The 21850-nt window shown below is 64.7% G+C and carries 24 protein-coding genes and 2 pseudogenes; 13 read left to right on the plus strand and 13 right to left on the minus strand.

Annotation, left to right across the window (positions count from 1 at the left end; all coding sequences use genetic code 11):
* Positions 1 to 136: 136 nt before the first annotated feature.
* The gene (locus ACVIIV_RS27320) at positions 137 to 340 is read left to right on the plus strand and encodes a DUF2735 domain-containing protein (protein WP_456746908.1); all 204 of its coding nucleotides are present in this window, start codon (positions 137 to 139) and stop codon (positions 338 to 340) included.
* Positions 341 to 453: 113 nt separating this feature from the next.
* On the opposite strand, the gene ACVIIV_RS27325 is transcribed toward ACVIIV_RS27320, so the two are convergent.
* Positions 454 to 765, minus strand: a complete 312-nt coding sequence (locus ACVIIV_RS27325; RefSeq protein WP_456746909.1) for an MliC family protein — start codon at positions 763 to 765, stop codon at positions 454 to 456.
* A 71-nt stretch (positions 766 to 836) separates the two neighbouring features.
* Between ACVIIV_RS27325 and ACVIIV_RS27330 the strand changes: the two genes are divergently transcribed.
* From ACVIIV_RS27330 to ACVIIV_RS27345, 4 genes and pseudogenes are all read left to right on the plus strand, one after another.
* Complete coding sequence (locus ACVIIV_RS27330; RefSeq protein ID WP_456746910.1) at positions 837 to 1595, plus strand: tyrosine-protein phosphatase; 759 nt, start codon at positions 837 to 839, stop codon at positions 1593 to 1595.
* A gap of 23 nt (positions 1596 to 1618) precedes the next feature.
* Positions 1619 to 2299, plus strand: a complete 681-nt coding sequence (locus ACVIIV_RS27335; protein WP_456746911.1) for an SDR family oxidoreductase — start codon at positions 1619 to 1621, stop codon at positions 2297 to 2299.
* A 99-nt stretch (positions 2300 to 2398) separates the two neighbouring features.
* The gene (locus tag ACVIIV_RS27340; protein WP_456746912.1) at positions 2399 to 3085 is read left to right on the plus strand and encodes a DUF2161 domain-containing phosphodiesterase; all 687 of its coding nucleotides are present in this window, start codon (positions 2399 to 2401) and stop codon (positions 3083 to 3085) included.
* A gap of 95 nt (positions 3086 to 3180) precedes the next feature.
* Positions 3181 to 3487, plus strand: a pseudogene (locus ACVIIV_RS27345) (hypothetical protein).
* A gap of 81 nt (positions 3488 to 3568) precedes the next feature.
* Here the strand turns inward: ACVIIV_RS27345 and ACVIIV_RS27350 are convergent.
* The 7 genes from ACVIIV_RS27350 to ACVIIV_RS27380 form a co-directional block, all read right to left on the minus strand.
* Positions 3569 to 4174: an N-acetyltransferase family protein gene (locus ACVIIV_RS27350; protein WP_456746913.1), complete on the minus strand. Its 606-nt coding sequence runs from the start codon at positions 4172 to 4174 to the stop codon at positions 3569 to 3571.
* A gap of 152 nt (positions 4175 to 4326) precedes the next feature.
* A complete protein-coding gene (locus ACVIIV_RS27355) occupies positions 4327 to 4725 on the minus strand; it encodes a PaaI family thioesterase (RefSeq protein ID WP_456746914.1) in 399 nt (132 codons plus the stop codon).
* Positions 4726 to 5015: 290 nt separating this feature from the next.
* On the minus strand, positions 5016 to 6218 hold the full coding sequence (kynU, locus tag ACVIIV_RS27360) for a kynureninase (RefSeq protein ID WP_456746915.1): 1203 nt from the start codon (positions 6216 to 6218) through the stop codon (positions 5016 to 5018).
* Positions 6219 to 6226: 8 nt separating this feature from the next.
* Positions 6227 to 7066: a tryptophan 2,3-dioxygenase gene (kynA, locus tag ACVIIV_RS27365; RefSeq protein ID WP_456746916.1), complete on the minus strand. Its 840-nt coding sequence runs from the start codon at positions 7064 to 7066 to the stop codon at positions 6227 to 6229.
* 34 nt (positions 7067 to 7100) lie between these two features.
* Positions 7101 to 7910 carry an alpha/beta hydrolase gene (locus ACVIIV_RS27370; RefSeq protein ID WP_456746917.1) on the minus strand — a complete coding sequence of 270 codons (810 nt, stop codon included), beginning with the start codon at positions 7908 to 7910 and terminating at the stop codon, positions 7101 to 7103.
* A gap of 335 nt (positions 7911 to 8245) precedes the next feature.
* On the minus strand, positions 8246 to 9523 hold the full coding sequence (locus ACVIIV_RS27375; RefSeq protein ID WP_456746918.1) for an ArgE/DapE family deacylase: 1278 nt from the start codon (positions 9521 to 9523) through the stop codon (positions 8246 to 8248).
* 54 nt (positions 9524 to 9577) lie between these two features.
* Complete coding sequence (locus ACVIIV_RS27380; RefSeq protein ID WP_456746919.1) at positions 9578 to 10303, minus strand: pyridoxamine 5'-phosphate oxidase family protein; 726 nt, start codon at positions 10301 to 10303, stop codon at positions 9578 to 9580.
* A gap of 75 nt (positions 10304 to 10378) precedes the next feature.
* Here ACVIIV_RS27380 and pdxR point away from each other — a divergent pair, with 75 nt between their 5' ends.
* Both pdxR and ACVIIV_RS27390 read left to right on the plus strand, forming a co-directional pair.
* On the plus strand, positions 10379 to 11863 hold the full coding sequence (pdxR, locus tag ACVIIV_RS27385; protein ID WP_456746920.1) for a MocR-like pyridoxine biosynthesis transcription factor PdxR: 1485 nt from the start codon (positions 10379 to 10381) through the stop codon (positions 11861 to 11863).
* Between the two features lie 84 nt (positions 11864 to 11947).
* Positions 11948 to 12193, plus strand: coding sequence for a DUF6719 family protein (locus ACVIIV_RS27390; RefSeq protein ID WP_456746921.1), 246 nt, complete (start codon positions 11948 to 11950; stop codon positions 12191 to 12193).
* 12 nt (positions 12194 to 12205) lie between these two features.
* Here the strand turns inward: ACVIIV_RS27390 and ACVIIV_RS27395 are convergent, their stop codons facing one another.
* Together ACVIIV_RS27395 and ACVIIV_RS27400 are read right to left on the minus strand one after the other, a co-directional pair.
* Positions 12206 to 12568: a hypothetical protein gene (locus tag ACVIIV_RS27395; protein WP_456746922.1), complete on the minus strand. Its 363-nt coding sequence runs from the start codon at positions 12566 to 12568 to the stop codon at positions 12206 to 12208.
* Between the two features lie 32 nt (positions 12569 to 12600).
* The gene (locus ACVIIV_RS27400) at positions 12601 to 12765 is read right to left on the minus strand and encodes a hypothetical protein (RefSeq protein ID WP_212371181.1); all 165 of its coding nucleotides are present in this window, start codon (positions 12763 to 12765) and stop codon (positions 12601 to 12603) included.
* Between the two features lie 417 nt (positions 12766 to 13182).
* On the opposite strand from ACVIIV_RS27400, the gene ACVIIV_RS27405 reads away from it, so the two are divergent.
* Entirely contained in the window at positions 13183 to 13410 is a 228-nt protein-coding gene (locus ACVIIV_RS27405; protein ID WP_456748842.1) for a hypothetical protein, read from the plus strand.
* On the opposite strand, the gene ACVIIV_RS27410 is transcribed toward ACVIIV_RS27405, so the two are convergent.
* On the minus strand, positions 13400 to 13948 hold the full coding sequence (locus ACVIIV_RS27410) for a CreA family protein (RefSeq protein ID WP_456746923.1): 549 nt from the start codon (positions 13946 to 13948) through the stop codon (positions 13400 to 13402). The two genes, ACVIIV_RS27405 and ACVIIV_RS27410, sit on opposite strands and share 11 nt — an antisense overlap.
* A 208-nt stretch (positions 13949 to 14156) precedes the next feature.
* On the opposite strand from ACVIIV_RS27410, the gene ACVIIV_RS27415 reads away from it, so the two are divergent.
* The 5 genes and pseudogenes from ACVIIV_RS27415 to ACVIIV_RS27435 form a co-directional block, all read left to right on the plus strand.
* Entirely contained in the window at positions 14157 to 15719 is a 1563-nt protein-coding gene (locus ACVIIV_RS27415; RefSeq protein WP_456746924.1) for a L,D-transpeptidase family protein, read from the plus strand.
* 93 nt (positions 15720 to 15812) lie between these two features.
* A complete protein-coding gene (locus ACVIIV_RS27420; protein ID WP_456746925.1) occupies positions 15813 to 16382 on the plus strand; it encodes a glutathione peroxidase in 570 nt (189 codons plus the stop codon).
* A 165-nt stretch (positions 16383 to 16547) separates the two neighbouring features.
* Entirely contained in the window at positions 16548 to 17570 is a 1023-nt protein-coding gene (locus ACVIIV_RS27425; RefSeq protein WP_456746926.1) for a polysaccharide deacetylase family protein, read from the plus strand.
* Positions 17571 to 17577: 7 nt separating this feature from the next.
* On the plus strand, positions 17578 to 18129 hold the full coding sequence (locus tag ACVIIV_RS27430; RefSeq protein WP_456746927.1) for a dihydrofolate reductase: 552 nt from the start codon (positions 17578 to 17580) through the stop codon (positions 18127 to 18129).
* Positions 18130 to 18271: 142 nt separating this feature from the next.
* A pseudogene (locus tag ACVIIV_RS27435) lies at positions 18272 to 18664 on the plus strand (helix-turn-helix domain-containing protein); the annotation flags it as partial.
* A gap of 3 nt (positions 18665 to 18667) precedes the next feature.
* Here ACVIIV_RS27435 and ACVIIV_RS27440 read toward each other — a convergent pair.
* Together ACVIIV_RS27440 and ACVIIV_RS27445 are read right to left on the minus strand one after the other, a co-directional pair.
* Positions 18668 to 19120 (minus strand): DoxX family membrane protein, encoded by a 453-nt coding sequence (locus ACVIIV_RS27440; RefSeq protein ID WP_456746928.1) that lies wholly within the window; start codon positions 19118 to 19120, stop codon positions 18668 to 18670.
* 313 nt (positions 19121 to 19433) lie between these two features.
* Entirely contained in the window at positions 19434 to 21743 is a 2310-nt protein-coding gene (locus ACVIIV_RS27445; RefSeq protein WP_456746929.1) for an NADP-dependent malic enzyme, read from the minus strand.
* Positions 21744 to 21850: the final 107 nt, after the last annotated feature.

The following is a 21850-nucleotide window of genomic DNA, read 5'->3' on the forward strand; positions in this document are numbered from 1 at the left end:
ATTAGGCTGACACTGATTTCCTTTTCAGCACTTTCCAATCCGGGACGCGCGGCCGATATGGGGATTCCAGTAACCACAATCGAACGAGTCGGGCGCACCATGGAGGCCAAGGCGCTTCGACCAAGGAGAAATCGCAATGATGAACAATGGTCTAAGTCACGGATCTGCGAAGATCTACCAATTCCCCGTCGGCGGCCGTGCGGCTCTCGGGGGACGCCGTTATGACGAGGCCCGCCTTCCCTCCGATCAGGCCTCGCTGCCCTCGAACGTCTCGATCTGCAGCGACAGCTGGTATCACCAGGATGCGGTCGACGAAGCCAAGCCGAAATGGGATCGCTGATGCCCGTCGTCGGTTTGAAGGCGCCGCGCTCTCGCAGTCGCCCGGCGGCAGTTCGAAAAGGGCCGAAACAACGTTGTTTCGGCCCTTTTTGATTCTTCCGCGAGCCACACCGTTCAGATCACCGCACAGGCCGTGACCGGCCGCTTCAGATGCTTAACCGTGGTGGCCCCGGTCTTGCCGATGGTCAGCGTGATACCCGCCCCCGAATAGCGCGTGCCAGAGACCGCCAGCCGCTTGGCGAGCGTGGCGGGCTCGCCGTCGATTTGAAGAAAGGCGCGCTTGTCGTCGTCATAAAATCCCACGATGAACTGCGTACCATCGGCGCAGCGGTAGGTCTGGAAGGTCTGCGCATCGGCCTGCCGCGCATCGAGGATGCCGACCGCCAGCATGGTGATCGCCAAAACAATGGCCTTGTGCCGGCCCATGATCGCCCCCTGTAATAGACCGCAAGGACGCCAAACGTGCATCCAGTGGAACCATAACCCAAGCTGATCCCATGCAAGACTCCACCCTAAAGGACTCCCCTGCCCGCCATCTCGCCCTGCAAGGCGCCAGCAACTTTCGCGATCTCGGCGGTTATCCGACCGCCGATGGCCGCACCACCCGCTGGCGGCACATCTTCCGCTCCAATCATCTCGGCCAGCTCACCGCCGCCGATGTCGAGATCGTCCGCGCGCTGGGCGTCAGAAGCGCGTTCGATTTCCGTGGGGTGGAGGAGCGTGCGGCCGGCGTCTGCGTCGTGAACGAGATCACGGTGCATTCGCTGCCGATCGAACCGACCGTCGTGGCCGCACTGCGCGCCGAGCTCGCGAGGAGCACGCTGACCGCACCGGTCGCGCTCGAGCTCATGCGCGAATCCTATCGCAACTATGTTCGCCACAACACACACTGCTTTCGCGCGCTGTTCGGCCATCTGCTTGAAGATCGCGCGCCGCTCGTGATCCACTGCACCGCCGGCAAGGACCGCACCGGCTTTGCCAGCGCGTTGATCCTGCATGCACTGGGCGTGCCCGACGATGTCATTGCCGAGGACTACCTCTTGACCAACCGGCACTACAAGCGTGACGCGTCAAACGCCGCCGATCTTCCGGCCGATGTTCTCGACGCGATCGGCAGCGTCGAGGCCTCGTACCTGGCGGCCGCTTTCGAAGCAGTCGGCAGCGAATATGGCGATCTCGAAACCTACCTGCGCGACGGGCTCAAGCTCGACGCGGCCGAGCGGACCGCATTGAAGGCGCGCTATCTGCAATCATAGGCCACCGCGCCGGGAGAACGATGATGCAAGGCAAGGTCCTGATCGTGACCGGCGCATTCGGTGCGCTTGGCAAGGTGGTTGCGGAGACCGCACAGGCGCGCGGCGCGCGCGTTGCCGGCATCGATCACGCGCCTTCGCAGAGTCCCGCAAGGCCTGAAAGCATCGAGATCGGCGACGTCGATCTGACCGACGCCGCGCAGGCGAAGACGGCCGTTGAGACGGCGGCGAAACATTTCGGCCGGCTCGATGCGCTGATCAACATCGCCGGCGGCTTTGCATTCGAGACCGTCGGCGACGGCGACATCGCGACGTGGCAGCGCATGCATGCGCTAAACGTCCTCACCGCGCTCAACACCTCGCGCGCGGCGCTGCCGCACCTCGTCGCGTCCAAGGCTGGCCGCATCATCAATATCGGCGCGATGGGCGCGCTCCAGGCCGGCAGCGGCATGGGCCCCTATGCGGCCTCGAAGGCAGGCGTTCATCGCCTCACCGAAGCGCTCGCCAACGAGTGGAAGGGTAAGGTCACGGTCAACGCCGTGCTGCCCTCGATCATCGACACCCAGGCCAACCGCGCCGGCATGCCGAAAGCGGACTTTTCCAAATGGGTGACGCCACAGGAACTCGCCGAGGTGATCCTGTTTCTCGCCAGCGACGCCGCAAGCGGCGTCACCGGCGCGCTGATCCCCGTGGGCGGGCGGATGTAAGTCGAAGCTTCTCGGCAGCGTCCGAGCGGCAGCTCCGATTCAATCCGGACCGAGAAGGCTCTAGACTGCTCCCGACTGATTCTCCGATCGGACGCTCCCTTGGAAACCGCACTCTATCTTCCCGTCAAACGCTTTCTCGAAGAGCTCGGCTTCACGGTCAAGGGCGAGATCGGCGGCTGCGATCTCGTCGGCCTCAGCGCCGGCGATCCACCGATCGTGGTGATCGGCGAGCTCAAGCTCGCCTTCAATCTCGAGCTGATCCTGCAGGCGGTCGATCGCGCACCGGCCGGCGACGAGGTCTGGATCGCGGCGAAGATGTCAGCGCGTGGCAAGGGACGCGAGAGCGACGCGCGCTATCGCAATCTTTGCCGCCGCCTCGGCTTCGGCATGCTTGGGGTGACCGATCGCGGCCAGGTTGAAGTGCTGGTGAAGCCGCCAACCGCGGCGCCGCGCCGCGAGCCGAAGGTGCGTTCGCGCCTCGTCGCCGAGCATCAGCGGCGCCAGGGCGATCCGGTGCTCGGCGGCAGCACCCGCGCACCGATCATGACGGCCTATCGACAGCAGGCGCTGGCCTGTGCCTCGGCACTCGCCGACGGGCCCCGGCGGGTGAGCGAGCTGCGCGAGCGCTGTCCCGATGCCAGCAAGATCCTGCTCAACAATGTGTATGGCTGGTTTGAACGCACTGAGCGGGGAATCTACCGGCTCACCGAAGCCGGACACGCTGCCCTGAAACGCTGGCCTCAGCAGCGGGTGGAGGTCGGCGCAGGTGCTGCGTCACCGCCATGACACCCGACCGGTGCATAGCTGAGCTGCCACACCAATTACATATTGCAATGCAACATTCGCGGCACTAGGTATCCCGGCATCAAAACGAGGCCGTTATGAGCGCAGACTGGAATACCCAAATATGGCACGCGGCGCGTGCGCCACGATCCGCCCACCTTGGACGAGGCGATCTTCGCTGCCGTGGGCATCACAGACGACCAGGCGCAGCAGGCCGAGATCGCCGCAGCCTTGATGGGGATGCCGCTCGACGTCGTCCAGGCCGAGGTGAAGAAGCAGGCCCGCACCAACAGCCGCATCACGGCCACGCGCGTGATCGCCGGCGAACAGGGCGCGCAGCGCTCCGTCGTGGTCGAACGCCGCGTCGTCCGCCGTTTCGGCAACGACAAGCGCACCGGCACCTGAGCCCTTATCTTTCGACCCTGGAATACGAAAGCGGACCGGCGTTGCCGGTCCGCTTTGTGATTCCTGCCCTCTAGTCTCAGGCTATGCGGCGCGATTGCCGTACATGCTTGAGATCAGCTTCCAGCAAGTGCTGTTGAAGCTGAGAAGAGCGCGCCCGGCCGTGAAGGGCGAGGCCGCGAGATCGGCGAGCTCGGCCTCAGGCGTCTTGGCGAGGTCGATCGTACCGGTCGATTCGCCGTGGCGGAAAGCCAGATGCGCCCCGAACTTCCGGGCGAGCGCCCGCATCGGGTGATTCTCGGCGCCCGTGGTGATGCGCAACTGCTTGTAGCCCTTCCAGCGCGCCTCCGCGATCAGGCGGCGGAACAACACCGTGCCGACGCCCTGGCGGCGCGCGGACGCTTCCACACTGAAGGCGACTTCGGGCAAGGAATCATCTTCCGGTGGATGCAGCTCAGCCGCACCGCGCACCACGCCGTCGACGATGTAGGCGACGATCACGGTGCCGTCCTCGGCGCAGCGGGCGGCGTAGCGCTCGATGAAGCTGTCGTCGAGAAAGCCATTGAAACGGTCGTGCCGGCTGCCGGCATCGAGCCTCAGCAGGTGATCGCGCAGAAGCGGCAATTCTTCCTGCTGGATCAATGTCCGCACATAGCCCGAGGCGGTGCGGACGGTCTCTTCAAGTACCACGTCAGAACTCCTCTTGGTGTCCCTCGAGGAGGCGTTCGAATCCCTAGGCCTCCTATATTGTGCATTGCACCATGGTTTTCAAGACGGAGACCTGCCCAAGTTAGAGGCAGCGAAAGCGACCAATTCGTTAATGAAATCAAGGTCCCGTAGTCTTACAGGACCAGTTGCGTCTGGGTCACCACGGCGACCAGCTTGCCGTCCTCGGTTTCCAGCCGGGTGGTCCAGATCTGGGTCCGCCGGCCACGATGGACCGGGGTGGCCGTGGCGATGACAGTGGCTCCCTCCTTGGCCCCGCCGATGAAGTTGGTCTTGCTCTCCAGCGTAGTCGTGCCCTTGGCGTCCTCGGGCAGATTGATCACGGTCGCCGCCGCGCCGACGGAATCAGCGAGCGCCATCACCGCCCCGCCATGGATGGTGTGGTGAAGCGTGCAGAGATCGGGCCGAACCGTCATCCGCGCCACCACACGGTCCTTCTCGGCTTCGACGAACTCGACGCCTTTGAGCTCGGCGAACGGCATCTTCATCGCTTTAAGTCTCTCGAGCGGCGTCATCGGATCTCCTCCCAATTCCTTGTTGTCGCAGCGTGAATTGCTTCAGGCGGCAAGGCAATGACCTCGGAGGTAATGGCTGTGCTGACATCGGCGCACCGCCAACGCTCTCGTGTCCCGGACGCGCTGCAACGCCATAGCGCGTCGAAGACGCGCGTAAACGCGCTAGTGGCGTTGCTGCGCAAAGCCGGGACCCATCTCGCGAGGGAGCACGGTGCGGCATGGGCCCCGGCTCTGCAGCGCATCACGCCGCAACTGCGGCGCGCGGCGCTGCGTCCGGGGCACGGCTCCCCTCACGTCACCGCATGCACGACCTGATACTCCGGCTGCCGCCACGCCCCGCCTTCGATCACCTCCTCGATGATCTCAATCGCCCTCACGATCTCGCCTTCGCCAACATAGAGCGGCGTAATCCCGAACCTCATGATGTCAGGCGCGCGAAAATCGCCGATGACGCCGCGGGCGATCAGCGCCTGCATCGCGGCGTAACCGCCGTCGAAGGCAAAGGAAACCTGCGAGCCGCGGTGATCATGCGCGCGTGGGGTGACGAGCTTGAGCTGCGGGCAGCGCCGTTCGACCTCGGCAATCAGAAGGTCGCCGAGTGCCAGCGAGCGCGTACGAATCTCTTTGACGTCGACCCTGTCCCAGATGTCGAGCGAGGCCTCCAGCGCCGCCATCGCCAGCACCGGCGGCGTGCCCACGCGCATGCGCTCGACGCCGCCGGCCGCCGCATAGGCGAGCTCGAACGCAAACGGTTTTGCGTGGCCCATCCAGCCGGACAGAGCGGCACGCGCGCTGTCGGCATGACGCGGCGCGACATAGAGGAAGGCCGGCGCGCCGGGACCGGCGTTAAGGTATTTGTAAGTGCAGCCGGCGGCGAAATCGGCGCCGCAGCCGGAGAGATCGACCGGCAGCGCACCGGCGGAATGGGCGAGATCCCAGACGGTGACGATGCCGAGCGCATGTGCTTTCGCTGTCAGCTTCGCCATGTCGTGGCGGCGGCCGGTGCGGTAATCCACCTCGGTGATGTAGAGCACCGCAATCTCCTCCGACAGCGCGGCCTCGATCTCCTCCGGCGATACCAGTCGCAATTGATGGCCGCGCCCGAGCGTCGCGATCAGGCCCTCGGCCATGTAGAGGTCGGTCGGAAAGTTGCCGGTGTCCGACAGGACGATCTTGCGGGACGGGGTCATGTCGAGCGCGGCGGCGAGTGCCTGATAGACCTTCAGGGATAGCGTGTCTCCGACCATCACCGAGCCGGCTGCAGCACCGATCAGCCGCGCGATACGATCGCCGACATTGCGCGGCTGGACATACCAGCCTGCGGTGTTCCAGGCGCGGATCAGCTCGTTGCCCCACTCGTCGGTGATCACGCGATTGACACGCTCGGCAACGCCCAGCGGCAGCGCACCAAGCGAGTTGCCGTCGAGATAGATCACGCCGTCAGGCAAATGGAATAACGCCCTGGTGTCGTCGTAGACGCGAAGCCTGGTCATGGATATCCCTACAGAATCGTACGCACGCGCCAGAGTTCGGGAAACAGCTCGACCTCCAGCATGCGCTTGAGATAGCTGACGCCGCCAGTGCCGCCGGTGCCGCGCTTGAAGCCGATGACGCGCTCGACCGTTGTCACGTGGTTGAAGCGCCAGCGGCGGAAATAGTCCTCGAAATCGACCAGCTTCTCGGCCAGCTCGTAGAGCATCCAGTGCGTCTCCGGCGCCTCGTAGACGATACGCCAGGCCTGCAGCACGCCTTCGTTGAAGCTATGCGTTTCGCGAACATCGCGCGCCAGCACCGCCGCAGGCATCTTGAGGCCGCTGCGGTCGGCAAGCCGCAGCACCTCGTCATAAAGGCTTGGCGTCGCGAGTTCGGCTTCAAGCAGATTCGTCGTCTCCGCATCGTGCGCGTGCGGCTTCAGCATGGCGTGGTTGCGGTTGCCGAGCAGAAATTCGATCAGCCGGTACTGGCGCGACTGGAAGCCTGAGGACTGCCCGAGCTGCGAACGGAAGCGCGTATATTCGCTGGGCGTCATCGTGCGCAGCACGTCCCACGCGTTGTTGAGCTGCTCGAAGATGCGCGACATCCGCGCCAGCATCTTCATCGCGGGCTGCACCTCATCCCGTGAGATCGCACGGCGCGCGGCGCTGAGCTCGTGGATGGCGAGCCGCATCCACAGCTCCGTGGTCTGATGCTGGATGATGAACAGCATCTCGTCATGCGCCTCCGACAGCGGATGCTGCGCGCCGAGAATCGCGTCCAGCGCAAGGTAGTCGCCGTAGGACATGCGCCGGGCGAAATCGGTCTCGGCGCCTTCGCTTGCAGGATCGTAATCGCGGGACGTCATGACAGGTCCTTTCGATCGATCTTGCCCGGCTTGCTCAGTCGAGGCCGATCAGGCGGGCGGTGATCGGTGAGGACGGGTCCTTCAGCCCGTCGATCACGGTAAAATGGTTGAGGCCGGGTTCGATGACGAGGTGCGTCGGCACGTCGAAGCCGGTCCAGATATTGGCCATCAGATCGGACTGGCGGATGAATTCGGGCCGCTCGCTGCCGCCGACCCAGGCGGTCACAGGCGAACGCCCGCGCGGCAGATGCAGCGCCGCGCTTTCCAGCGTCGCCTCCTCCATCGTCATGCGCAGCGTCTCGTTCATCCTGGTCTTCAGGAGCGGACGCAGATCGTGCAGGCCGCTGATCGAGAGCGTGCCGGCGATGCGGTTGTAGACGGCGGACTCGAGCCGGCTGTCGTCGCACAGCATGCGCGTGACGAGATGGCCGCCGGCGGAATGGCCAGCGAGCCGGATCGGTCCTGAGACGAGTGCCGCCGCTTTGGCGATCACGGCGGCGATTTCTGCGGTGATATCGGAGATGCGTGCGGCCGGTGTCAGCGTGTAGCTCGGCAGCGCCACGGTCCAGCCATGATGCCGCGCGCCTTTGGCGAGATCGGTCCAGATCGATTTGTCGAAGCGCATCCAGTAGCCGCCATGGACGAACACGACGAGGCCCTTGCTGTCGCCGTCGGGCAGGATCAGGTCGAGCTTCTGGCGCTCGCCGGCGCCATAGGCGATGTCGGGGCGAAGCTCCTTCAGCCCGGCGCGGTAGGCCGCCGCTCGCTCCGCCCACAGCGCCGGCATCTTGTCCGAGCCCGGGATATGGGCCGAATTGGCGTAAGCGTCATCCCAATCGCGCATCGTTGCTCCCGAGGACTCGTTCAGCGGACCGGGCACAGTCTGCCACCGGCCCGGCCGGCATCCTAGTCTTTATTTTAAGCTTAAAGGATTTGGATACGCCCTGTTTCGGGCAGCGCGGGCCCCGACGGCGACGCCGTAGGATGGGCAAAGCGAAAGCGTGCCCTCCTCTTTCGAGGTTGAGGAACGGATGGTGGGCACGGCGCAAGAGCGCCTTTGCCTAACCTACAGGACTATCATCCGTCATTGCGAGCGCAGCGAAGCAATCCAGTCTGTCTCCGCGGCAACAGCCTGGATTGCTTCGTCGCAAGGGCTCCTCGCAATGACGGCGGAGAGGCCTACGCCTTCTCCACACCACACCATTCCGCGATGAACAGGGCCATCGCCTTGGTCGTCTTCTTCAGCGACTCGAGCTCGACGAACTCGTTGAAGCCGTGCATCTCGCCTCCGCTGGCGCCGAAGCAGAGGCTCGGGATGCCGTGGTTGAGGCCGTAGAAGCGGGTGTCGGTCAGCGCGGTGAAGACGAGATCCTCCGGCATGCCGCCATAAACCTTGTTGAAGGCCTTGCCGAATGCAGCTTCGGGCGCGGCGGCGTCGGTGAGCTCATAGCCTTCCGACAGGAAGCCCGACCACTCGATCTCCGGCGGATTGTTGGCGAGGAAGCGGTGGTTGCGCGCAGCAGCAGCGACGCAAGCCATGATCTCCTTCTGGTGATCGGCGATCGACCAGCCCGGCAATACGGCAATCCGACAGTCGACGTCGCACCAGGCCGGGACGCTCGAGGCCCAGTCGCCGCCCTTGATGATACCGGGGTTGAAGTTGATGGGATGGTTGAGCGTCTTGAAGTGGCGATCGGCCTTGGCGCGCTCGTTCCATTCGATCTCGAGCTTTTGCAGCGCCTGGATCAGGTGATACGCCGCCATGATCGCGTTCGCGCCGGAGCCTGCGAAGGCGACATGGGTCGGGTGCCCCTTCACGCGCAGTCGGAACCAGATCACGCCGACCTGTGAGCGCACCATCTTGCCGCCGGTCGGCTCCGGAATGAAGCAGGCATCGGCACGGTAGCCGCGCTGAAGCGTCGAGAGCGCGCCGACGCCGGTGCTCTCCTCCTCGATCACGGATTGGAAGTGGATCCGTGCCGTCGGCCTGAAGCCGGCGGCCTTGATCGCATCGAGTGCGTAGAGCGCGCCGATGGTGCCTGACTTCATGTCGCAGGCACCGCGGCCAAACATCTTCCCGTCCTTAATGACGGGTGAGAACGGCGGGGTATCCCACAAGTCCAGCGGACCTGCCGGCACCACATCGCAGTGCCCCTGCAGGATCAGCGATTTGCCGCCATTGGCTTGCGGACGGTAAGTACCCACCACGGAACGCGCCTTCGAAAAGTCGTGCTCGATCGGGCCGAAGCCGCGCAGATCCTTCAAATCGTCGACATTGATGTGCCAGTCGTCGACCTCGTAGCCGCGTTCGCGCAGGAGGTCGCCGATCATGTCCTGGCACGGTCCCTCCGCCCCGCGGGTCGAAGGAATCGCGACGAAATCGCTTGTGGTTGCAAGCTGAGCTTCGAAGCCGGCATCGACGGCGTCAAGAATCCTCTGCTGCGTTTCGGCATTCATCAGGCAACTCCAGGCATCCCAACGGTTTCCAAGGAGTGCGCAAGCTAGCCGATTTCAGCCGTTCGGGTACTCCACAAAATAGGCATCCCGCAATGCATCTTCGAGCAGCCGGCCCTCCGCATAGCCATTCAGCGTTGCAGGCCGGGTCACGCCGTCGAGCAGGCGCGGGCACGGCTCCGGGGCGCCGAGCACGGTGCGGACCGGAATGCGCTCCGCATAGATCGGCAACGCATAGTCCTCGTCGTCATCAGCCACACCCTTGGCGCGGACCTTGGCCGAGGCTTCCTCGATTTCCATCGCGATGAAGGAGGTTGCCTTGATCTCCTGCGCGCTGCTCTCCCGCAGGCTCGCGGTGCGATCCGGAAAGAAGCGATCGACCATCGCGATCACCGCGCGCTCCTTCTCCTCGGGATCGGTGACGAGATAGGCCGTGCCGAACGCCATCACCGCGCGATAGTCGGCGGAATGGTTGAAGCCGCAGCGCGCCAGCACGAGGCTGTCGAGATGGGCGACCGTGAGGCAGACGCGCTCGCCCTTGGTCTGGTTGCGCAACATGCGGCTGGCGCTCGATCCGTGCCAGTAGAGCTTGGTGCCCTCGCGCCAGAAGAACGTCGGCGTGCAATAGGGCTGGCCGTCGATCACGTAGGAGACGTGGCACAGCATCGAGGAATCCAGGATGCGATGAACCGTATCGTGATCGTAGAAGCCGCGGTCGTGCCGGCGCTTCACCTGGTTGCGCGCCGATGTCGGATAGGAATTTGAGATCTCGGTCTGGCTCACGGCCGCTCCTGCTCGGATTGGAACAATTCCAGACCAGTTGTAGCCGTGGATTTGGTCTGCGATAGTGCCAATTCCATGCAAAAAATTCCGACCAATTCTCCGGCGCCCGCCAAGCCCCCTTCTCCGTCAAAGACCGAGCTGCCGCTCGATCTTACCGGGGCGCACATCACTCCAGGCGCCTCCGCGGCGCACCGGCTGTACCAGGCGCTGTGCGAGACGATCGTCTCCGGGCTCGTCAAGCCGGGCGAGCCGCTGCCGCCATCGCGGACGTTGGCAGGGCAGACCGGCTTCCGGCGCAACGCCGTGGTCGCCGCCTATGAACGCCTGATCGCCGACGGCTTTGCCGACGCAACCGTCGGCTCCGGAACGTTCGTCGCCGCACGTATCCCGGCGAGGGGGGCCGAGCCGAACAAGCCGAAGGTGGTTGTCGAAACGCCCAGGCAAGGCGCATTCGCGCTCGGCTGCACCCATATCGACGAGCGTGCGGTGCAGCGTTTTCGCGCTTTCGTCGGCCGCCGCATGCGCGCGTTCGGGTCCGAGCACCTGCATTATGGCGATCCTCGCGGCAGCCGCGAGCTGCGTGCAGCGATCGCCGACCATCTGTTGTCGGCGCGCGGACTGCGCTGCGACCCCGATCAGATCATGCTGACGTCGGGCACGCTGCACGCGCTGCGCATCGTGCTGAGCGCGATCCTGAAGTCCAACGACCAGGTCTGGTGCGAGGACCCAGGCTATCCCGCCGCGCGAAACACCATCGCCCATTGCGGCTATCGCGCCGTGCCTGTGGCCGTCGACGAGCACGGAATGCGTGTCGCCAAAGGCCGCGTCGCGGCGCCGTCCGCGCGCGCGGCCTACGTCACACCCTCGCATCAGTTTCCGCTTGGCGTGCAGATGTCGTTGCCGCGGCGGCTCGAGCTTCTGGACTGGGCGAGGCAGACCGGCGCATTCGTGCTTGAGGATGATTACGACAGCGAGTTCCGCTATGACGGCGCACCGCTGATGTCGCTCGCCGGCATCGATCGCCTCCAGCGCGTGATCTACCTGGGCACGTTCGCCAAGACGTTGTTTCCGGGCCTGCGCATCGGCTATTGCGCCCTGCCCGAGCGCCTGATCGCGGACGTGACGGCAGCGCGCGCGGCGCTCGACCGCTTTCCCGGCACGCTGATGGAGGGCGCGGTGGCCGACATGCTCAATTCCGGCGCATTCGCCGCGAACCTGAAACGCGTGCGAAGACTCTATCGCGAGGCGCGCGATGCGCTCGCCGAAACGCTGGAGGTCGCATCCGATGGCGCGCTTTCGGTGCCGGTGCCCTCACAAGGCCTGCATCTCGTCGCCCGGTTCGATCCTTCGGTCGATCTGTCGGTGGCAGCGCATGCCAAGCAAGCGGCCGGCGCGGAAGGCTGGCTATTGGCCGACACCTATTCACGCGGGCGTCCTCTGCCCGGCTTCGTGCTGGGATTTTCCGGGCACCCGGTTCCACAGCTCGTGGCCTCCGCCGAACGTCTCGCGAGGGAATCGCGCGCAGCGTTGGGCGCAAGGGGAAAACCGGCCCAAGCGTGACGAAGCTTCACTACCAGAGAAGCTTCACTACCAGAATCGCCCGCCGCTCCCTAGATTGCGGCATCGATGCCGGGACCTCACATCATGCTGCTGCGCCACGCGACCTGCCTCTCGCTGCTGATCTCCATCGCGCTTGCCTCGACGGCACGCGCAGCCACCGTCGGACGCGAGCAGGACATCGTCGATCTGAAGCTCGGCCAGCGTGTGCTCGTGGATGACGGAACCTGCCCCGCCGGCCAGGTCAAGGAAGTGCGCGGCGCGAAGATGACCGACAAGGGAGTCTCGCGCACGAGTTCCTGCGTCCCGCGGCTCGGGCCGAAATCGAAATAATGATCTGAAAAGCTACTTCGCCGGATCGAACATGCACTGCAGCGTCGGTTTGGCGATCTTGGTGAAGGTCGGGCCGATCTCGCTCTGCTTGGAGGCCGGCACCCAATCGGTCTCGATGGTGGGCACGCCGGTCTCGCTGATGCCGCGCAGCAGCGCTTCGCGCAGATCGCGGTCCTCCACGGCCGCGGCGGCGTGATCGTGCAGACAGCCGCAGACCTCCTCCGGATGCTCCCAGCGCCCGAGCATGCGCGGCGCGCACTGGCGCACGAACTCGCCGCGGGGATCATGGAACCTGGAGGGTGCGCGCACTTGCGCCTGAACGGAACTGATCGCCAAAAGGGACACGAACGCTGCGGCGCAGAGACGAAGCAACATGATGGCTTTGCCGGCTGTTTTCTTGTGTGCGGTCAGAAGCGTGCGGCGACCATGATCGGCTGCGCTGCCGGGACCGTGACGGGCGAGCCGCTGTACTGGAAGGTGCCGACACCGGGGAGATTGCCGTCGGGCGAACCCGCCAATGAGGAGCCGGCGAGCACGAAACCGAACGCAAGAATGAGGCTGAGCGCGCGCATGATGTTGTGTCCCGATTCAGTTGCCGGCGGTGCGCCGTCGTCGTTGTGACGCTGATAACCATGGGCGGTTTCGCGCGTGATGCGCGAAAAGCTGAAAATGGTTTCGTCTTCGTGAGAATTGTTTCGTCCCATTCAAGAGGACGAAACAATTCTCGGAAAATGCCAGTTATTTCAGACAGGTCTCGCTGTAGGTCAAAGTGACCTGCCAAGTTCCGGCGCCAGCGCGGACACGCGCCTTGCACAGGCACCGTCATGCTCCCGCCTCGCGCGCTTCACACGCATTTTACGTTTTTCTGCTGAAGAGGGCGGCAAACGAGGGCTGGGTCCTATCGAACCGGGGGTGGTTCGGCAGCGACCCAAGCCATCGAAACCGAGACGCCCGGATCATCGGGCGCATTCACGTGAGGGATGGCCACCATGATGGCGGGAAATCGCGCAACGCCGCGCGATACGGATCCACGGACGGACCGCGGAGATCAACCACCCATTCGCGGCAGCGCCGGCGAAATGGCGCTGCAATCGAGCCGCGGCTTCGAGGCCGCGCCGCAGATGTTCGTGCGGCTGACCGGTTCGCATCTCGCGAAGCCGCGTGATCGTCACTCAGTAAACCCAAGCGCGTCACCGAGCGAACGCGTCACTGCGTGAAGAACTCGCCGCACTTCTGGACGTTGGCATCGGCCGGTCCCCACGGCATGATCGGCACGGTCGAGGTCGAGTTCTTCGGCGAGCCTTCGATCAGCTTGTCCGAATAGACCATGTAGACCAGCACGTTGCGCTTGGTGTCGCAGCCGCGCACGATCTGCATCTTCTTGAAGAACAGCGACCGGCGCTGGCGGAACATGTCGTCGCCCTGCTCCATCTTGTGCTTGAACTTGATCGGACCAACCTGGCGACAGGCCAGCGAGATGTCCGAGACCTCCTCGGCAAGGCCGAGCCAGCCCTTGAAGCCCCCCTTCTCCGGCACCGTGAAATGACAGGCAACGCCCTCGACTTCAGGATCGTCGAGACCATAGGTCGCGAGCTTGTCGTTCGGGCTCATCCATTTGAACACGGTGGAGCGGCGGAAGATCAGATCGGGCTCGTCGGCGGCAGATGCCGACGCCATAGGTGCGGCCAGAGCCAAGAGGAATAAAGCGAGGCCTTTCAAGCGGATGCTGGAAAGACCAGGGAAACGAGATGACATGAAGTTCTCCGGTAACAAGTCCCCGCAATGTAGGAACGCAAGCGACGATCAGGAAGGCGACGGACCGTCAGGCGCGGCCGCCGTTTACCGCTCCGTGAGGCTTTTTTGCTACGTCTCGAACAAAAGTAACTGACGGCAGAACCGCCCTGCTGGTGAACGCGTATCCCCTTCGCGAGACTAACGTTTGATTTGGATTATGGATTCGAGGATGAACAGCGTGAACGGGTCGGGTTCTTCCGCCAAGCCGGCGCGGCTGTGGCAGGTCGCCATTTTGACGGCGGCGGGTGCGATCGGCGCGACCGGCCCGGCAGACGCAGCGTTTTATTATTGGACGGATTATTCGGACGGGTCCTATTACGCCCGGCAGGACCGGCTTCCCGAAATACCGCGCCAGAAGCCGCAAAAGCGTGGCGCCGCAACCAAGAAAGAAAGCGTCGTCGCGAAGGAAGCCGGCACCAAGCCGCAAGGACCGCTCGTCATCGTCGTCTCGATCGACCGGCAGAAGGTGACGGTCTACGACAGCACCGGCGTGTTCGCGGAATCCCCGGTGTCGACGGGCATGAAGGGCCACTCGACGCCGATGGGCGTGTTCAGCGTCATTCAGAAGCACAAATTCCACCACTCCAACATCTATAGCGGCGCGCCGATGCCGTACATGCAGCGGATCACCTGGTCCGGCGTCGCGATGCATGCCGGCGTGCTTCCGGGCTATCCCGCCTCGCATGGCTGCATCCGCATGCCGATGGCGTTCGCGATGAAGATGTGGAACTGGACCAAGATGGGCGCGCGCGTGATCGTGGCGCCCGGCCAGATGTCGCCGCAAAGCTTCTCCCATCCCCTGCTCGCCTCCATGCGCGTGCCGCCGCAGCCCGCCGCCAGCCTCGAGCCGCAGACCAATGCCGGCGACAAGGCCGACAAGGGCGCAGCCGAAACCAAGCCGGTCGAGACCAAGACGGCCAGCGCCGACAGCCTGCTCGAGCTGCGCACCTCCGTCGGCCACGCCGTGATGTCGGATGTGACCACCGGCAATGCGCCCGCGCGCGAGCAAGCCGCAGCACTGGCCGACAAGGCCAAGACAGCCGAGGCATCTGATACGGCCAAGCCCCAGTCGGAAGACGCCGCCAAGCCGGCGAACGACGACAAGCCCGCCGACAAGCCCGAGGCTGTCAAAGCCGAGCCGGCCAAGACGGAGGCGGTGGACTCCGCGAAGACGCCCAATGCACAGGCACCGTCGCTCGCGACCTCGCCCGACGCGAAGAAGGACGAGAACCGCGTTGCCGATCCTGCGCCGGCGGCAAAGCCTGATACGCCCAAGCGCGCCGGCCAGATTGCCGTCTTCATCAGCCGCAAGGATTCCAAGCTCTATGTGCGGCAGAATTTTGCGCCGCTGTTCGAGGTGCCCGTTACGATCGCCGCGAGCGACCGGCCGCTCGGCACGCATGTCTTCACCGCCGAAGTCGACAAGGCCGATGCCAATGCGCTGCGTTGGTCGGTGGTATCGCTGCCCGTCTCCGCGCGTTCCGCGGCACGCGAGGACGACAGCCGCGTATCGCGCCGCCAGCGCGGCGCCGCCGTGATCCCCGTCGCCGCAAAACCGGTGGTGACGCCGGACAGCCCGGCTGAAGCCCTCGACCGCATCTCGGTTCCCGCCGACACCATGGCGAAGATCAACGAGATGTTGACGTCGGGCGGCTCGATCATCGTCTCCGACCAGGGTATCAACCAGGGCGAGACCGGCGAAGGCACCGATTTCATCGTCCGCCTGTACTAGCGCGCCCCGCTGCGTTCGATAACGCGGTGTTGACGAGTGAGGTCGCAGTGGCGGAGTAACATGCCTCCCGGACCATTTCGGGGGGACGCCGTCATGATGGACCGCAGGACCATGCTCATCGCGGCGCTTGGCGGCGCACTCGCGCCGGTAACGCGCGCCCTCGCTGATGGCGGGATGAGCCGGATCTCGGCCTACGCCTTCTCCTTCGCCGCTTTGTCAGGCGAGGACATCCGCCTTGCCGCGTTCACCGGCAAGCCGCTGCTGGTGGTGAACACCGCCTCGCTCTGTGGCTACACTCCGCAATATGCCGGCTTGCAGGAGATCTGGAACGAGTTTCGCGCGCGCGGGCTTACCGTGATCGGCGTGCCCTCCAACGATTTCGGTGGCCAGGAGCCCGGCGGCACGAGCGAGATCACGCAGACCGCGCATCACCAATATGGTGTTACCTTTCCGGTTACGGCCAAGGCCGTGGTGGTCGGAGCAAAAGCGCATGCCTTCTACAAATGGGCTGCTGAGGCTCGACCGAAGGAAGTTCCGCGTTGGAACTTCCACAAATACCTGATCGGCCGCGACGGCTATATCGCCGAGGTCTTTCCCTCCGCCGTCGAGCCGGCCGACACGCGGATCAAAACGGCCATCGCCAAGGCGCTGGCCGATAGTTGACGCGAGGCGCACCCCAACCGGCTGGGCACAATTGTGGCGGGGCGTCAAACAGCCGTTGCAATGGCGAGGGCCCACCATCTAGGCTAGGATCGTTTGGGGCAGGAGGTTTCTGCCGCAGGCGAAAAGCCGCGGCGGAACAACGGGATCAATCTCGAGGACAACACCATGCGTGTGGCGGCAGGACTGATTTTGGCAAGCGCGATGTCGGTTGCGATGACCGGCGCAGCATGGTCGCAGACACCGGCCGCGAAGCCGGCAGCCGCGGCGCAAGCCGCACCGGCGGCAGCGCCAGCGGCTGCAACGTCCGCTGCAGCTCCGGCGCCTACAGCGGCGGCTGCGGCTCCAGCGGGTTTCGTCAATCCGCCCCCGCCGAAACAGGCGCCGCAGCCGGCGCGCGCGGCCTGCAACACGCCAGGCGCCCTCGGTGTCGCCCGCACCGTCGAGATCGACACCACGGGCGGTCCCGGCTTCGGCTTCGAGCATTTCAAGGAGCTCGACTTCCTGCGCGACCACGAGGTGGTGCTGACCTTCGACGACGGCCCCTGGCCACGCAACACGCCCGCGGTGCTGAAGGCGCTCGCGGATGAATGCACCACTGGCATCTTCTTCATCATCGGCAAGCACGCGACCTACGAGCCGGAGATCCTGAAGCAGGTCTACGCAGCCGGCCACACGGTCGGCGCCCACACCTGGTCGCATGCCAACCTCAACAACAAGAAGCTCAACGAAGCGCAGCGCAAGGAAGAGATCGAGAAGGGCTTTGCGGCGGTGAAGTGGGCGCTCGGCGGCATCTCGCCCGCGCCGTTCTTCCGCTTCCCGGCGCTGCAGCATCCGCCGGAAATGGTCACCTATCTCGGCAACCGCAATGTCGGGATTTTCTCCTGCGACATCGACTCGTTCGACTTCAAGGCCTCCAAGCCCGAGAAAGTGGTCGAGACCGTGATGAAGAAGCTCGACACCAAGGGCAAGGGCATCATACTGATGCACGACTTCCAGAAGCACACTGCGGAGGCCCTGCCCGAGCTGCTCAAGCGGCTGAAGGCCGGCGGCTACAAGGTGGTGGCGATGCGCGCCAAGTTCCCGGCCTCGACGCTGCCGGAATACGACCAGGAGCTGCTCAAGGACATCAAGCTGCCGACGGTGAGCCAGCGCCCGGTCAATTCCGTGGTGACGACCGTTTCCGAATAGAAGGCCATTGTCTTTCCGTATCGAAGGCTACGTCATCGTGTCAGCGGACGGCATGCTGGCCGACGCCGATCACGTCATGCCCGACAGCCTGAAGTTCGAAGGCGACAAGCTGTTCTTCGAGCAGGCGCTCGATCGCGCCGCGCTGATCGTGCATGGCCGCAACTCGCACGAGCAGCAGCCGAATTCGCCGAAGCGCAAGCGGCTGATCCTGACCCGCAAGATCAGGGACCTCACCGTCGATCCGGAGATGCCGAACGCGACGCTGTGGAATCCGGCGCATGCGAGCTTCGAGGCGGCCTGCGCCTGCGCGGACGTCGCCTCCGGCATGATCGCCATCATCGGCGGTCCCGTCGTGTTCGACTTATTCATGGACCGCTACGACACGTTCTGGCTATCGGAAGCCCCGCATGTGCGGCTGCCCGGCGGTGAAGGCTGTTTTGTCGGCGTGCCCCAGCGGACGCCTCGCGAGGTGCTGGCTTCGCACGGGATGAAGCCGGGCGCGCCCTACCTGCTCGACGCCGCGCATGAGGTGACCGTAACCCCGTGGCGGCCGGGTTAGCCGCACGACGTTGCCGAATGGCTTTCGCCCTCACCAGTGGGGTGAGGCTCCGATCAAAACTGGAAAAACAACCCCATGCAAAGTACCGGCAACAGGATACCATTGCGCATCCTGCTTGATCGGCAAGCCAAATTGGTCCCGCCGCCGGCGTCAACATATCGAGGCCGGCCTTGCCAGCGAGGATCTGTCGGCCAATCGATCGCGACCCATTTCGGCCTGTCCCGGGCGTCGTTGTACCGGCTGTTCGCGCCGGTCGGCGGTATCGCCCGACTACATCCGCAGCCGCCGGCTGCACCGCGCCTTCTTCGATCTCGCAAATTCGGGCGCGCGTGGGCCGCGGATCAGCGAGGTCGCGCGGCGCTGGCAGCTCGGCACCGACGCGCATTTCACGCGCTCATTCAAGGCGGCCTATGGCATCACGCCCCGCGCTGCGCGCGAGGCCGCATTGCTCGGCATGCAGCGCGGCACCGATGGAGCGAGCAGCGCGACGATTTCCCGCTGGATGCGCGAGATCGCGCCTCCGAGAGCAGATTGATCGCTACACGTCGCCGTAGGCCGCCTCGGCCGGGCGCGTGGTGCGGCCGTAGCCGATGATCATGCAGAGCGCGCCGATGATCGACAGGTTCTTGAGCGCGTCGACCAGCATCTTGGCATTCTCGGGGGCCGTCATGTTCCAGAAGTCGTAGAACAGGACGGTCGCGACCGCGACGTAGATGATCAGCAGCATCGCGAAGAAGCGCGCGCCGAAGTTCAGCGCGATCATCAGGCCTGCAATGATCTCGAGCCCGCCGATCGCAATCGCCAAAAGCTGCGGCGTAGTCATGGCCGTCGCCGTCTCGACCTGCTTGGCGTAAGGCGTGATGACGTCGGGCACCACGAGCTTGGTGGCGATGATGTCGGCAGTCGCCTGGATGGCAAAGAGCTTGGTCGCGCCCGTGTAGATGAACAGCACGGCGAACAGGATTCGCCCGAAAGTCACGAACGCTGGCATGATCGGCCTCTTGGCAAAAACCGCGCGGAACGCTTGAGGGGATTATGAAGAGTCGTGCGCCGGTTTACAAACAGGGAAATGGAGAGCTGCGAGGAATTCAAAGTTGGCAGCGCAGATGGTTGGCGCTCCCTAGCGGAATCGAACCGTGGGCGGCGAGATGGGCCACCAAGCTCTCGGCGTCATGGCCGGGCTTGACCCGGCCATCCACGACTTGCCTCGCGGAACGAAGAACGTGGATGCCCGGGACAAGCCCGGGCATGACGAGTTTGCGGAGCGAGCGCGCCCCTAGAATACCTCAAGGGGTGCGAAGCAACTACGTAAACAACGTCGGCTGCTGCCGGGCCGCGCGCTCCTGGGCTTCCACGACCGCAACCGCCGTCATGTTGAGGATGCCGCGCGCGGTGATGCCCGGCGTCAGGATGTGGGCCGGGCGCGCCGGGCCGATCAGAATCGGGCCGACGGGAAGTGCGTCCGCCAGCGCCTTGATCATCTGATAGGCCACGTTGGCGGTGTCGAGGTTCGGCATGATCAGGATGTTGGCCTCCCCCTCGAGCTTGGAGTGCGGCAGCACGAGCTTGCGGGCCGCAGCCGAGAGCGCGGTGTCGCCCTGCATCTCGCCGTCGGCCTCGATCTCCGGATGCTTGTCTTTCAGGAGTTGGGTCGCCCGGCGCATCTTGCGCGAGGAGTCCGTATCGTAGCTGCCGAAATCGGAATGCGAGATGAAAGCGACCTTCGGCTTCAGGGTGAAGCGCTGCACATGCAGCGCCGCCAGTGCCGCGATCTCGGCCAGCTCCTCCGCACTCGGATTGGGCCGCACTTGCGTGTCGGCGATGAAGAAGGCGCCCTTGCTGGTGATCAGCAGCGCCAGCGCGGCGTAATCGCTGATCCCCGGCAAGAAGCCGACGATCTCGCGAACATGGCGCAGATGGCTCATATAGCGGCCCTCGACGCCGCAGAGCATGGCGTCGGCCTCGCCCCGCACCACGGCAAGCGCCGCGATGACCGTGTTGTTGGTGCGCACCACCGTGCGCGCCGCGTCCGGCGTCACGCCGCGACGGCCGGCGACCTCGACATAGGACTGCACGTAGGAGCGGTAGCGAGGATCGTCCTCGGGATTGACGAGGTCGAAATCCTTGCCGGCCTTGATCGACAGGCCGAAGCGCTTGATGCGCGCCTCGACCACCGAGGGGCGGCCGACCAGGATCGGCCGCGCCAGCTTCTCCTCGAGCACCACCTGCGTCGCGCGCAGCACGCGCTCGTCCTCGCCCTCGGCGTAGATCACACGGACCGGCTGGGTCTTTGCTTTGGCGAACATCGGCTTCATGACGAGGCCGGAACGGAAGGCGAAGCGCTCGAGCAGCGCTCTGTATTCGTCGAAATTGGTGATGGGCCGCGTCGCAACGCCGGACTCCATCGCCGCCTTCGCCACGGCAGGCGCGATACGCAGGATCAGGCGCGGGTCGAACGGGCTTGGGATCAACGAGCCGGGACCGAAGCCCTGCGTCTCGCCGGTGTCGAAACCTTGCGCGACAGCATCCGACGGCGCCTCGCGCGCGAGCTGCGCGATGGCCTCGACGGCGGCGTGCTTCATCTCCTCGTTGATCGCGGTGGCGCCGACGTCGAGCGCGCCGCGGAAGATGAAGGGAAAGCAGAGGACGTTGTTGACCTGGTTCGGGTAGTCGGAGCGGCCGGTGCAGATCATGGCGTCGGGGCGCGCCTTTCGCGCCTCTTCCGGCATGATCTCCGGCACGGGATTGGCGAGCGCCATGATCAGGGGCTTGTCGCCCATCGCCTTGGCCATCTCCGGCTTGAGCACGCCGGGTGCCGAGAGCCCGATGAAGATATCGGCGCCGCCGATGACGTCGGCGAGCGTGCGCTTGTCGGTCTTCTGCGCATAGACCGCCTTCCAGCGGTCCATCGAGGTGTTGCGCCCCTCATGCACGAGACCGTCGATGTCGCAGACCCAGATGTTCTTGCGCTGCGCGCCCATCGAGACGAGCAAGTTCAGCGTCGCGAGCGCAGCGGCCCCTGCCCCCGAGGCCACGATCTTGACGTCGGACAGCTTCTTGCCGTTGAGCCTGAGGCCATTGCTGATGGCGGCGGCGACGATGATCGCGGTGCCGTGCTGGTCGTCATGGAAGACCGGGATCTTCATGCGCTCCTTCAAGCGCGTCTCGATCTCGAAGCACTCCGGTCCGCGGATGTCTTCCAGATTGATGCCGCCGAAGGTCGGCTCGAGCGCCGCCACGGTCTCGACCACGCGGTCGATGGTGTCGGCGGCGATCTCGATGTCGAACACGTCGATGCCGGCGAATTTCTTGAACAGGACCGCCTTGCCTTCCATCACCGGCTTGGAGGCCAGCGGGCCGATATTGCCGAGGCCGAGCACCGCGGTACCGTTCGAGACGACGGCCACCAGATTGGCGCGGGTGGTGAGCGTGGCGGCTTCCGCCGGATTCTTGGCGATCTCGGTGCAAGCCGCGGCAACGCCCGGAGAATAGGCCAGCGCGAGGTCGCGCTGGTTGGCAAGCGGCTTGCTTGCCTGGATCTCGAGCTTTCCGGGGCGCGGCAGACGATGGTAGGCCAGCGCCGCCTGGTGGAGATCATCAGAATAGGACGACATGCGGTGTCTCGCCTCGCGTTACCGGCCTCAAAATGCATCGTCCGGAGCTGCCGCCCAAGCGGAACGGTATTTCCGGGTCATGGAAACGGGATGAAGCACGCCGGGTG

It is taken from the genome of Bradyrhizobium sp. USDA 4354 (assembly GCF_054060315.1).